Below are 12538 nucleotides of genomic sequence, written 5' to 3' on the forward strand. Positions count from 1 at the left end.
GATGCAGCTGCATCATGTATGTTGACTTAGTTATTTAATAACTACTCCCCTTTAACGAATTTATTATAATATACAAACCATATTTACGTCTATTAAGAGAATGTTAATTATATGTTAATTAATTCTGCTCTCCTAATAAATTCAGTAATTCTTCCGGCAGCCAATGCACCCTGGCCAACCGCCGTAGCTATCTGCTTGAAACCACCGGTGCAGTCGCCTGCTGCATACAGGCCCTCTATGTTGGTTTTCTGGTTTTCATCCACAACAATAGATGCACCCTTTGTCAATACACCAAGTCTTTTTGCAAAATCAATGCCGGAAGCAATATCATTTGCAACAAACAATCCATCCAGCTTTTCAAAGGAGCCATCGGTAAAATATATGGACTCAAGACAGTCCTTTCCGTTAAGCTTTTGTATGGATTTATTCACTATTCTGAAATTCTCATGCAATTTATTATAATCACCCTTGTATTCCAGCTCCATTCCATTTGTATATATGGTGATATCATTGGCAAAGGCTTTTAGCTCTTCAGCTTCATGTATGGCGAAATCCTTATTGCCGAGGACACCAACCTTCAACCCCCTGTAAAAAAAGCCATCGCAGGTTGTGCAGTAACTTACTCCTATTCCCTCCATTTCCTTGAGACCGTCTATTTCTAATTTTTTCTGTGGTTGACCGCTTGCCAATAATACCGTTTTTGCATAATAGCTCTTCTCATGGGTAATAACTTCAAAATTGTCTGTCTTGTTAATTCCCAAAACTTCTTCATCAGTAATATCAGCTCCGAGTCTTCGAGCCTGTAGCTCACCTGCTTTTAATAAATCACTGCCGCTGACGGCTTCGGAAAATCCAAAATAATTTTCAATTTTGGAGGCTTTAAAAAGTCCGCTGTTGCTCTGACCTATTACAAGTGTTTTGAGATTTGCCCTGACTGTATAAATGGCAGCAGATAGGCCTGCCGGTCCTTTTCCAACAATAATTACATCATATATCATTTTTGCAAAGCCCCTTCCAGTTCCTTTTCAAATAATTCCCAGCCTACCCGTTCAACAGTATACCTGAAACGCTCACCCTTTTTCCCGTGCTTTTGAAAAAATCCAAGAGTGGTATCAACAATTTCGAACAGCTCATCTTTTGAGAATACAATTGGGAGAAGCTGTTTTCCTATTGCTATTCTGTTTCCGAACAGACCTCCGAAGTAAACGATAAGGCCACTTTTTCCTTCCCACGCTTCTTTAGGACACGCTTTTACGCAGCGGTCGCAATATCTGCAGGCAGATATATCATAGGAAAAGCTTTTTGTGCCTTTATCAACAGTTATGGCCTTGTGACGGCAAACAGCTTCACATAGACCGCAATAGGTGCAATTATTCTTATTCCACCGGGGTTTGACAGCTCCCTTGACGCCAAGATCATTTTCTTCAGCTTTCAGGCAGTTATTACTACAAGCAGTGATGCCAAGCTTAAATTTGTGAGGCAATTCCTTCCCGTAATACCTCTTGCCAAACTCATTTGCAAGGTCTGTGGAATCTATAAGTCCGTTCCGACATACACCATTTCCCTGACAGGCTGTAATCGTCCTTACTCTTGGCCCACTGGCAGCTGGGTATAATTCTGCCTCAGCAAGTTCCAGCTTGACTGTTTCGATGTCCTCGAGCTTAATAAACGGGATTTCAATACTTTGCCTTGAAGTCATATGTATATAACCATGTCCATATTTCCTTGCAATTTCATATACTTTAAGCAATTGTTCTGCCTGAATCCGTCCGCCGACAATGCCTAATCTCATAGAAAAATTATTTTTTTGAATCTGCTGAATGAATCCGCCATTTTTCAATTCCTTGTAATCTACCTGTCCCATATCTCCTCAACTCCATTTTTATTTTAGTTTTTAATTAAGCCAAACAGGGAATCAACAACTTCCCCGATATCCGAATATTTGATATCTGCATCAGGCACATAGCTGTCAAATGGTGATTCTCCTATATTAACAATTATTATTTCATGAGTCTGGTTCAGCAGCTTTAGTTTTTCCGCTTCATAATCGTCAAGATTGAATACAGAGGTAATAAATATTTGCCCGGCATCAGTAAATAATCTGGCGAATGCACCAATCTGCCTTATCTGGCTGTCCCTGTCACCGGAAACAGCTGTAAGGCTTGCTATACCGAGGTAGTAGGTCGTATAATTTGATTTGAACAATTTGTACTCAAGTTCTTTTCCAATCTTGTGTATGGACTGTTCATATTCTTCATTACCTGAGGTTAAAACAACGAACTTAGCTTTGTGTCCATATGAATCTTCTCTCATATTTGAAGAGACCAATCCCTGCTCCCAGAGAAATTCACTTTGCCCTATATTCTGATGTAAAGTACTCCCTTTGTCAGAAACACCCTCCAGAATAATTCCGCCTCCTGATATTTCATAATTATCAACAATAACGAATCTACCTGTCAGTTCCATATGAGAAATAGGGTCAAAGGCGATGGGTTTTACGGTTTCAAGTATACACTCTGCCACATCATGTCTTTCAACCTGATTCTTGAAGGTATCTATATTAAGTTCTGCTGCATCAATTATATTCAAAATTTCTGCCAGCTTTACTGTAATTCTTGAAGTTCCTATCTTAAGCTTGTAATCTTTATTTTTTATTAATGGTAATTTACCTACCCAAAAAATATTTACTCTGAAACGCGAGCTTAAAACCGGCTGAATTTCATCTGCTCTGACCATCAGCTCTCCTGATTTTATGTATATCTGTGTTTTCAATGTCACGCCTATTGCCTGGCCGACGTTGGCTTTTTCCGCAGGATTTACATTAAAGCCCTCAATGCTGTTTATAACACTTTTCTTTTTCGAAGGTAGGAAGACGACCTCATCACCTGCCTTTATAGTTCCGCTGAGAATAGTACCCGCAACGATTCTTCTGTGGTCATTTTCCTCAGTAAACTTGTAAATATCCTGCACGGGCATACGGAAGGGCAGTTGGCTGTCTTCCTTCCTGTTTGCGAAGGAATCTAATTGCCTCAGGACTGTAGGGCCGTCATACCATGGTGTCTCACAGGATTTCTCAGCAACGTTGTCACCGTTAAATGCACTTATCGGAATGAAGTTTATAGGATTTATATTGATTTTGTTCAAGAATTCTGTAAACTCCTCGGTTATAGAATTAAAAACATCTCTGTCAAAGTCTACCAAATCCATTTTATTAACCAAAACCACAACCTGCTTGATTCCAAGCATTGAAACAATGTGCCCGTGACGCTTTGAGTTCTCCTTTATTCCCTCTTTGGCGTCTATTACCAGAAGTGCTGCTTCTGCCCTTGAAGCACCCGTTACCATATTTTTCAGAAATTCTATATGTCCCGGTGCATCAATTATAATATAGTCTCTTTTATTTGTTTTAAAAAAGCATCTTGCAGTATCAATGGTAATTCCCTGTGCCTGTTCGTCTTTGAGTGCATCTAAAAGAAATGCGTATTCAAAGGGTCTGGAATTCTTCCTACAGTATTCCTTAACCGATTCTAGCTTACCTTCAGGCAGTGAACCGGTGTCTGCCAGCAGCCTTCCTATCACCGTACTCTTTCCGTGATCCACATGACCTACAATTACTATGTTCATTTGCTCTCTGTTTTCCATATTACATATAACCCCCCCTGCGAAGTGTTTCGAGCCCGCCACCGTCATCCTTATCCTGTGCACGGCCTGATCTCTCTGCTACATTTGCAAATTTACCGCTCTTTAATTCTTCAATTATCTCACCTACATTTTTTGATGTGGATTCTACAGGAGATGTGCAAGGGTAGCAACCAAGGGATCTGTAACGTTTCCCGCTGCCCTGATCAAAATATAGTGATGTAATGGGAATATTCTCTCTCTCTATGTATTCCCAAATATTTAGTTCCGTCCAATCCAGAAGAGGATGGATTCTGATATGTGTCCCGGGAGCAAAATCCGTTTTAAACTGATTCCAGAATTCAGGCGGCTGGTCTCCAACATCCCAGTCGTTTTCCTTGTCTCTTGGTGAAAAGTACCTTTCTTTTGACCGGCTGCCTTCTTCATCCGCCCTCACGCCTACAATAACTCCGGTATATTTCTCTCTGTTTCCGTCCAAAACGTATTTGCCGGTTGCATGATTCATAATATATCTGTTCCATTCGCCTGATAGTGTATTTTTCAATGCTTCCGATTTAAGTTGTTGGCAGCAGGTTATGCGGTCTGCATTTCCGTCTGGGAAGGTTTTTTTCTGTGCCAGTGCTTCACTGTTTTCACCATATACCATGGTCAGTTTCCACTTTAACGCCAGATCGTCTCTGTATTTTATCATTTCAGGAATCTTATAATGTGTATCGATATGCACAAGGGGGATGGGTACATGACCAAAAAAGGCCTTCCTTGCCAGCCATAAAAGAACTGTACTATCCTTTCCTATAGACCATAGCATGCATATATTTTTAAATTCTCTGTATGCTTCCCTTAGTATGTAAACACTCTGTGCCTCCAATTTATCCAAGTGATTCATAACTAACCTCCATATAATAAATAATTTTTTACTACGCTAATACTTTATAGAATGTGCTGTTCCCAAATGGAGACCGCATTCTTTTTTATCAGGATCTTCCCACCACCATCTTCCGCTTCGTATATCTTCACCGGGCTGTACGGCTCTGGTACACGGCTGGCATCCGATACTACGGAATCCGTTCCTGTACAGATTGCTGTAAGGGATGTTATGTGCTTTTATATATTCCCATACATCTTCTTCTGACCAAAATACAATAGGGTTAATTTTGTAAATGGAATTACCGTTGTCCCATTCAAAAATTTCCATGTCCTGCCGAGTAGGCGACTGATCTCTTCTCAGTCCGCAAATCCATCCGTCTACAGTGCCAAGCACTCTTTTAAGGGGTTTGACCTTTCTGATTTCACAGCATTTTTTTCTTGAATCCACACTGTCATAGAAAAAATTTGGCCCAAACAGTGAAACTGTTTTTTCAATATCTTCGCTTTCAGGTGCATAGACTTCATAGTTAAATTTATAGGACTGCATTGTTTCTTCCATGAGGTCATAAGTTTTCTGAAAATGTCTTCCCGTATCAATGAAGAATATCCTTGCTTTAGGGTTAATATTTAAGATCATATGTGTCAGCACCTGATCCTCTATGGACAGGCTGGAAGCCAGTGCTATATTGGAAGGCCCCATTAGTTCCAGAATGTAACTGATAACATCTTTCGCACTTTTGTTTTCACTGTTTAGTGCTTTTAAATCTAGTTCTCTCATTTTCTTTCTCCCTTCAAAAATTATTACTTAAATCATTACCTAAAAACTTTTCCAGTACCATGGCACTGGCCCCAATAGCTATGGCAATTTCGTTAAATTGCCCTCCTCTGTTGAAAATAACTCCTCCGTTTTTTTGTATGTGACTTTTTCTTATAGCCATATCTGTGCAAATACCGTAAAACAGCTGAGAATTTCTGATAAGGGGACCGCTTAAAATCACAATGCCGGGGTTCAGCAGTTTTATTAGATTGGCAAGCCCTTCTCCCATAAACTCCGCTGCATGGGTTATAACGTCAAGTGCTTTGGGTTCCATGCTCTCAGCAGCCTTACAAATTTCAATATAAGAAACTTCATTTGGTATGGTTCCGGGATCAGAATTGGAATTTAATTTTTTAAATCTCTCTACCATGGAATAAATAGAGGAATAAGACTCAATACATCCATTGTTTCCGCAGGAGCATTTCACACCTTTAACATCCACAACCATATGTGCAAATGCATCTTCGGCATCGTTGATATTCCTTACAAACAGACCCGAGGTAATAATCCCCATTCTTATCCCTATACCGCAATTAATATAAATTACATTTTTAATTCCTTTTGCAATTCCGAAATAGGTTTCAGCCAGTACCGCAGCATTTGCTCCGTTATCTACTGCAACCGGGACTCCCAGTCTTTTTTCAAATATTGATTTTAGAGGTATATTCTCCCAACCGGGAGCTACAAAGTTTTCCGGATTTAGTACCAACCCTCTTTCTTTATCAATAGGGCCTACGGTACCGATGCCTACACCTATAATAGTACCGTTTTCTTTTTTCAGCTTACAACTGACATCCTTTAACCAACTGAGAATTATGCTAAGTACAAGCTTTGGAGTTGATTCTCTGTTCATATCAAACCTGTATTTTTTAATAGGCTGCATTTTAAGGTTGGTCAAAACAATCTGAGTATATGTTCTGGATATGTCAATGCCGACTATATAATAACCGGATGGATTCACATCATATAAAACCGGTTTTCTGCCTCCTGTCGATTCTCCGGTTTCTGATTTAACCAGGAGTTCCATTTCCTCAAGGGGCTGCATCATTCTGTTCAGGCTTGTGAGCTTTATATCAGATAGCTCTGAGAGAGTACCCTTGGTTAATGCCCGGTCATGAAGAATTAAACTGAATATCTTTTTTGATTCCGGGCTTAACCCGCTGAAAATATTATTGTCAATCATTAAATCACATCCTGACTTTTTACCGATTTAGGCAAAAGTATATAAAAAAATTTTCATATCATATAGTCTTCAGGGATAAATACTTTAAAATCCTTTGGCTTAACATAAACGTTCTGCCTTTCCTTGAGCATAAGTTTTTTATAAATATCTTTGCTTATTTCAGCTTCTACATATTCTCCGGTGTCGATTCGCTTCATTTCAAGGCTTACAATGGGTCCTACTGCTCTTATAAAGATAATCTCAGCTTCAACGAATTCATTTTCATTTTGTTCCAAACTTATTTCAATATCATGAGGGCGAATATAACTGATAATTTTCCTGTCAATGGCTTGCGAATGTTCTGGAGAATCCAGCTTTAAGCTGCCGAGTTCAATTTTTCCATTGTGTACTCTGCCGTGAAAAAGATTTACATTCCCCAGAAAGTTATAGACAAAGGGATTTGCAGGATTGTCGTATACTTCCTCAGGTGTACCAATCTGTTCAATTTTCCCCTGGTTAAGAATTACTATCCTATCTGCTACATCAAGTGCCTCCTCCTGATCATGTGTTACAAATACACTGGTAATGGGATATTCATCATGAAGCTTTCTAAGCCATCTTCTAAGGTCTTTTCGCACCTTTGCATCCAACGCTCCAAAGGGTTCATCCAGTAAAAGCACTCTAGGCTCAACAGCCAACGCCCTTGCAAGTGCTATTCTCTGCCGCTGTCCTCCGGATAACTGGGCAGGGTAACGCTTTGCAAGTTCCTCCATTTTTACCAAAGACAATAGCTCATGAACCTTTTTTTCTATTGCCTCCTTGCAAGGCCTCATTTTTGATGGCCTTACCTTAAGACCGAAGGCTATGTTTTCGAATACAGTCATATGTTTGAATAATGCATAATGCTGAAAAACAAAGCCGACCTTCCTATCCTGTGTACTTTTGCCGGTATTATCTTCTCCGTCAAACAAAATACTACCCTTATCCGCTGTTTCCAGCCCGGCGATAATCCTGAGAAGTGTTGTTTTACCTGATCCTGAAGGGCCCAACAAAGCCACAAGCTCTCCGGTATTGATTTTCAAATCTATATTTGATAGAGCTTTGAATGATTCAAATGTCTTTGAAATACTTGTTATTTCTATACTCATATTTTCCACTCCGATTTATGTCATTTTTGCTGTTGTTTGATTTTCCAATCTGCGATATTTTTGATTATCAAGTTAATGATTGCAATTACTGTCAAAAGTGAAGCTACTGCAAATGCAGCTGAAAACTTGTACTCGTTGTACAGGATTTCAACGTGCAGAGGAACAGTGTTTGTTAATCCTCTGATATGTCCCGACACAACAGACACTGCACCAAATTCACCTGCTGCCCTTGCTGCCGTAAGCATAACACCATAGGTCAATGCCCACTTTACATTAGGAAGTGTAATAAGTAGGAAGGTTTTAAAGCCACTTGCCCCCAATGTCAGGGCTGCTTCTTCTTCAGAGGTTCCCTGTGCTTCCATAAGAGGAATAAGCTCTCTCGCCACAAAAGGCAGCGTTACAAATAAGGTAGCAAGAATTATTCCGGGAGGTGCAAAAATAACTTTAATACCAAATTCATTTAAAACGGGAGCCAGTATACCGTGACTTGTGCTGAAAAGTAAAACAAATATAAGGCCTGCTACTACGGGAGAAATAGCAAAAGGCAAGTCTATAACTGTTATCAAAAGGTTTTTGCCTTTAAAACTGAACTTGGATACAGCCCATGCAGCTACCAGACCAAACGCAGTATTTATTGGAACCACAATAACAATTGTAAGTAATGTTAGCTTAATTGCCTCAAGTGCCATAGGGTCACTTACAGCTGCAAGATAAACCTGTGTTCCTTGCTGGAAGGCTTTGACAAATACTGATATAAGCGGAACAAAGAGCATTAGTATAAAGAAGAGTAATGCCAATACCGTTAGTATTATCCGTACAGCTCCGGAATTCTTTTCAGGTCTTTTCTGATATGTATTTTGAACCTTATGGTTCAAAGGTAGGCTTCCTGCCATGATATCCTCCTTTAATGAAGTATAGATTTGTGTCTGTTAACTGCCCACCACTGAAATAGATTTATGGCCAACAGCATTAAAAATGATATTATGAGCATAATTGCCGCAACTGCTGTTCCACCCGCATAATCATATTGTTCAAGCTTTGTTCTTATCAGAAGCGGTGTTATTTCTGTTTTCATAGGCATATTCCCTGATATAAATACTACGGAACCATATTCTCCTAAGGCTCTTGCAAAGGATAGTGCAAAACCGGTAATGATAGAAGGAAAAAGCTCGGGAATTATTATTTTACAAAAGGCCTGAAATCTGTTTGCTCCAAGACAGGCTGCGGCTTCTTCCACTTCTCTGTCTATACTTTGCAGAACAGGCTGAACGGTTCTGACTACAAAAGGAAAACTGATAAAAATCAATGCTACAGTTATTCCAAGAGGAGTATACGATACTTTGATGCCTAATGGCTCCAGAAACTTTCCTATCCAACCATTTGGGGCATAAAGCGTCGTAAGTGAGATACCGGCAACTGCTGTGGGAAGAGCAAAAGGTAAATCAATCAAGCCGTCTATTATTTTCTTGCACGGGAAGGAATACCTTTCCAGCACCCAGGCCAAAAGAAGTCCAAATATTGTATTTACTGCAGCTGCAAGGAACGATGTCCCGAAAGATATTTTCAATGATGCCGTCACTCTGGTGCTTAGTGCTATATCCATAAAGCTTTTGAAGCCCAGACTGGAACTATTGATAAATACCATTGATATTGGAATCAGAACCAAAAGGGCTATATACAGAAGTGAAATTCCCATGGTAATTCCAAAGCCGGGTATAACACTTGGCTGCCTGATTTTTAACGGCTTTATTGTAAGATTCATAATTTCACCTCCAGTTCTTAATTATTTTTTTATGTAAATTTGGTCAAAGACTCCTCCATCGCTGAAATGTTCCTGCTGAGCTTTGTTCCAGCCTCCGAATACTTCATCGATAGTAAAAAGATTGATTTTGGGGAACTGTGCTGCATATTTCTTTTCAATATTCTGATTCCTTGGTCTGTAGTAGTTTTTTGCTGCTATTTCCTGCCCTTCGTCACTGTATAGATATTGGAGATATGCTTCGGCAGCCTTTCTAGTACCTTTTTTATCAACAACGGAATCAACCACAGAAACCGGAGGCTCAGCCAAAATACTTATTGACGGTACTACTATCTCAAATTTATCCTTACCAAGCTCATTTATCGAAAGAAAGGCTTCATTCTCCCATGCTATAAGAACATCACCTAAACCACGTTCAACAAAAGTAGTTGTTGCTCCTCTAGCTCCTGAGTCCAGAACCGGTACATTCTCATAAAGCTGCCTGACAAAGTCTCTGGCCTTCTCACTATCATTATTATTTTTTTTCAGAGCATAACCCCATGCTGCAAGATAGTTCCAGCGAGCACCTCCGGAGGTTTTAGGATTTGGAGTTATTACCTGTATCCCGGGTTTTACAAGGTCATCCCAATCTTTTATGTGCTTTGGATTGTCCTTTCTCACAAGAAATACTATAGTTGATGTATAGGGGGTTGAATTATCAGGTAAACGTTTTTGCCATTCTTTGTTAATCAACTCTTTATTTTTATTGATTGAATCGATATCGTAAGCTAATGCCAAAGTAACTACATCCGCCTCGTTTCCGTCAATTACGGTTCTTGCTTGACTTCCTGAACCACCGTGGGATTGCTGAACTGTCACAGTTTGCCCTGTTTTTTCCTTCCAGTATTTTATAAATGCCTCATTGTATTCCTGATAAAGCTCCCTTGTAGGATCATATGAAACATTCATAAGGGTTATAGAGTTATTGTTTGATGAGCCGGAAGCTTTATTTGAATTTTCGGCACTACCACACCCCGTTAATGCTGAAAATAAAAGCAGTATAAACATGGTAATCACATTGATTTTAAGAATTTTATACTTCATTACAAATCACTCCTTTGATAAAAGATAGTATACATATATTTTTAATATGCATTAACTAAAAAAATTATTTGATTAATTAAGAAAATTATTGTAGCTTATATAAAACAATAATTATACCCAAGTAATCCAATATGTTTTGTAAGTTATCCAAATGTTAACATGTGGTTAAAAGTATGTCAATCATTTTTTAACAATTTTTGTAATTTTATTTTGAGAAAAAAATAAACAGAGGAACAATATCCTCTGTTTAACTCAATACCAATCAATATTTACTTACTTTTTTTCACAAGACTCATATTGTCTATGGTGACATCCGTCCCGTTAAATGTATCCCCCCCAAGGCTGATTATAAGAGCACAGTTGGAATCGCTTGCAGGTGCTTTTATAACTGTTTCGTAATGCTGGGGTTCTTTTGTGGCCTTTAACTCACTTGAATAGTATGGGGCCCATGGTGCATAATTCTGTTGAATACATAATGGCAGCTGACGGGTTTCAGTGCAACTGTAATCAAAGGAAAGTACATATTCAGCACCTTTTTCTATCATAAAGCCGGATGCATCCACCTGGGTATGCCAAATTTCGGAACCCCCATTCTTAATAGAGAGAGTCAATCCTATGTTTGGTAACATTTTATAGGTCAAATCTACCTCAGGTGTATTTATTAGTGCCAGTATCGGGCTTATCTCCAGTAAATTTGAGTTTGAGGTTAATTGCTTTCCGTTATAGTTTACAAACACCCCGTTTTTAAAATCCTTGCTGTTTATATATTTGGTCAACCATTTTATACGGTTGTTTAACCAGCTGCTAAGATAGTTATAATGCTTTCTGAAGGTTGTAAGTGCTGATATTTCAGCAGGTTCAATATATACCTGTTTACCGAGTACATCCCATCTTTCAAAGTTTCTACAATAAGATTTGTAATTTGTTTGGGCTTCTTTTATAACCGTTCTTGGCAAGCCATTTATTTGACCTTGTAGTTTATTCCAGCGTTTTTTTACTAAATCACGGAACCAACTTTTTGAAAGTGCATGGCAGAACCAAGGATTGGAATTTGCATTAACATTCAGGACATTATATGGATTAAAGCCTGCCCATGATTCAAAACCCTTTACACAGTTTGCATTTCCCATGGCAAGGTCAAAATCCCACATAGGGCCAAAGCAGAGCTTTCCGCCTGTATCCTTGTACATATAGAAGCTGTCCCAGCCGGCATCAACATTTTTGACAATTTCATTGCCTATATATATGTCGACTAAAGAATCAATATCCATGTATTTACTTACTTCCTTTTCGTTGCCGCTTTTCAATGCGTTGTAAGCCTTTTCAATGCACTTTGAAATATAATTAATCTGCTGATTTTTTATTGATTGTGTTTCAGATAAATCACTTTTTACTTCGTAGGTAGCCGTATCAATGTCAAACTTGTTATCTTCGGCGTATCTGCTCATTTCAACAAGATAACCGTTATTTTCAACTTCATTTTGTTCTTCTGAAATTGCTACACGGTTCTTATTTATGTTAACATCCTCGCACAGCAGATATACGCCCTGATATTCATGGTTCACATACAGCTCTATAGAACGGCAGTTGGGTGAATAGGAGATACCGTCCAATAATTCAGCAAAATGATAGACGGTAAGATTCCTTAAAAGTGAACCGTCATAGCAGTTTGAAATTAAGCACCATGTCTTCCCTTTTCCATCTCCGATATTTAGAAGATTTTGCTTTTCTCCAAATTTTATTTTGTAGCTCTTCTTTTCCGCATACATGGAACTGTTCCCACGAAGCTTTACTGATGTAGAAATATCGGACATTTCATATTTACCATCATCATTAATTACGCTGATTTTTGCATCGGTGTATACCTCATCAGAATTAATTTTACTGTCAGAGTCAGTATTTATTGCAACAATAGGCATTTCATACTGTATATATTTTGGTGCGTTGGTTGTTTCTGCAGCAAATGTCTGCGCGCTGAACCCCACCATATTTGTTGACAGTAAAGTAAAAATAAGTATAACTGCTATAGCTGACAATTTTCTTCTCATAGTTATAACCTCCTG

11 protein-coding genes are annotated in these 12538 nt (G+C 38.8%); all 11 read right to left on the reverse strand.

Annotation, left to right across the window (positions count from 1 at the left end):
* Window positions 1–107: 107 nt before the first annotated feature.
* Entirely contained in the window at window positions 108–998 is an 891-nt protein-coding gene (locus tag CLO1100_RS09370) for an NAD(P)/FAD-dependent oxidoreductase (RefSeq protein WP_014313514.1), read from the reverse strand.
* Entirely contained in the window at window positions 995–1864 is an 870-nt protein-coding gene (locus CLO1100_RS09375; RefSeq protein ID WP_014313515.1) for a 4Fe-4S binding protein, read from the reverse strand. Before CLO1100_RS09375 ends, CLO1100_RS09370 begins: the two co-directional genes overlap by 4 nt.
* 23 nt (window positions 1865–1887) lie before the next feature.
* On the reverse strand, window positions 1888–3642 hold the full coding sequence (locus CLO1100_RS09380) for a GTP-binding protein (protein ID WP_041700208.1): 1755 nt from the start codon (window positions 3640–3642) through the stop codon (window positions 1888–1890).
* A 1-nt stretch (window position 3643) separates the two neighbouring features.
* Window positions 3644–4525 carry a sulfate adenylyltransferase subunit CysD gene (cysD, locus tag CLO1100_RS09385; RefSeq protein WP_014313517.1) on the reverse strand — a complete coding sequence of 294 codons (882 nt, stop codon included), beginning with the start codon at window positions 4523–4525 and terminating at the stop codon, window positions 3644–3646.
* Window positions 4526–4561: 36 nt separating this feature from the next.
* The gene (locus CLO1100_RS09390; RefSeq protein WP_014313518.1) at window positions 4562–5284 is read right to left on the reverse strand and encodes a phosphoadenylyl-sulfate reductase; all 723 of its coding nucleotides are present in this window, start codon (window positions 5282–5284) and stop codon (window positions 4562–4564) included.
* Between the two features lie 13 nt (window positions 5285–5297).
* Entirely contained in the window at window positions 5298–6506 is a 1209-nt protein-coding gene (locus CLO1100_RS09395) for an ROK family protein (RefSeq protein WP_014313519.1), read from the reverse strand.
* Between the two features lie 53 nt (window positions 6507–6559).
* Window positions 6560–7633: a sulfate/molybdate ABC transporter ATP-binding protein gene (locus CLO1100_RS09400; protein WP_014313520.1), complete on the reverse strand. Its 1074-nt coding sequence runs from the start codon at window positions 7631–7633 to the stop codon at window positions 6560–6562.
* Between the two features lie 20 nt (window positions 7634–7653).
* Entirely contained in the window at window positions 7654–8526 is an 873-nt protein-coding gene (cysW, locus tag CLO1100_RS09405) for a sulfate ABC transporter permease subunit CysW (protein ID WP_014313521.1), read from the reverse strand.
* An 11-nt stretch (window positions 8527–8537) separates the two neighbouring features.
* Window positions 8538–9395: a sulfate ABC transporter permease subunit CysT gene (gene cysT, locus CLO1100_RS09410; RefSeq protein ID WP_014313522.1), complete on the reverse strand. Its 858-nt coding sequence runs from the start codon at window positions 9393–9395 to the stop codon at window positions 8538–8540.
* A 21-nt stretch (window positions 9396–9416) separates the two neighbouring features.
* Window positions 9417–10475 (reverse strand): sulfate ABC transporter substrate-binding protein, encoded by a 1059-nt coding sequence (locus tag CLO1100_RS09415; RefSeq protein WP_014313523.1) that lies wholly within the window; start codon window positions 10473–10475, stop codon window positions 9417–9419.
* Window positions 10476–10744: 269 nt separating this feature from the next.
* Window positions 10745–12523 carry a CotH kinase family protein gene (locus CLO1100_RS09420; protein WP_014313524.1) on the reverse strand — a complete coding sequence of 593 codons (1779 nt, stop codon included), beginning with the start codon at window positions 12521–12523 and terminating at the stop codon, window positions 10745–10747.
* Window positions 12524–12538: the final 15 nt, after the last annotated feature.

Origin of the sequence: Clostridium sp. BNL1100, from assembly GCF_000244875.1 — a bacterium.
Taxonomy (GTDB): domain Bacteria; phylum Bacillota; class Clostridia; order Acetivibrionales; family DSM-1351; genus Ruminiclostridium.

Excerpts from the sequence above, each read along its gene's own strand:
- CLO1100_RS09370 (WP_014313514.1), bottom strand. The coding sequence starts at position 998 with ATGATATATGATGTAATTATTGTTGGAAAAGGACCGGCAGGCCTATCT.
- CLO1100_RS09375 (WP_014313515.1), bottom strand. The coding sequence starts at position 1,864 with ATGGGACAGGTAGATTACAAGGAATTGAAAAATGGCGGATTCATTCAG.
- CLO1100_RS09380 (WP_041700208.1), bottom strand. The coding sequence starts at position 3,642 with ATGGAAAACAGAGAGCAAATGAACATAGTAATTGTAGGTCATGTGGAT.
- cysD (WP_014313517.1), bottom strand. The coding sequence starts at position 4,525 with ATGAATCACTTGGATAAATTGGAGGCACAGAGTGTTTACATACTAAGG.
- CLO1100_RS09390 (WP_014313518.1), bottom strand. The coding sequence starts at position 5,284 with ATGAGAGAACTAGATTTAAAAGCACTAAACAGTGAAAACAAAAGTGCG.
- CLO1100_RS09395 (WP_014313519.1), bottom strand. The coding sequence starts at position 6,506 with ATGATTGACAATAATATTTTCAGCGGGTTAAGCCCGGAATCAAAAAAG.
- CLO1100_RS09400 (WP_014313520.1), bottom strand. The coding sequence starts at position 7,633 with ATGAGTATAGAAATAACAAGTATTTCAAAGACATTTGAATCATTCAAA.
- cysW (WP_014313521.1), bottom strand. The coding sequence starts at position 8,526 with ATGGCAGGAAGCCTACCTTTGAACCATAAGGTTCAAAATACATATCAG.
- cysT (WP_014313522.1), bottom strand. The coding sequence starts at position 9,395 with ATGAATCTTACAATAAAGCCGTTAAAAATCAGGCAGCCAAGTGTTATA.
- CLO1100_RS09415 (WP_014313523.1), bottom strand. The coding sequence starts at position 10,475 with ATGAAGTATAAAATTCTTAAAATCAATGTGATTACCATGTTTATACTG.
- CLO1100_RS09420 (WP_014313524.1), bottom strand. The coding sequence starts at position 12,523 with ATGAGAAGAAAATTGTCAGCTATAGCAGTTATACTTATTTTTACTTTA.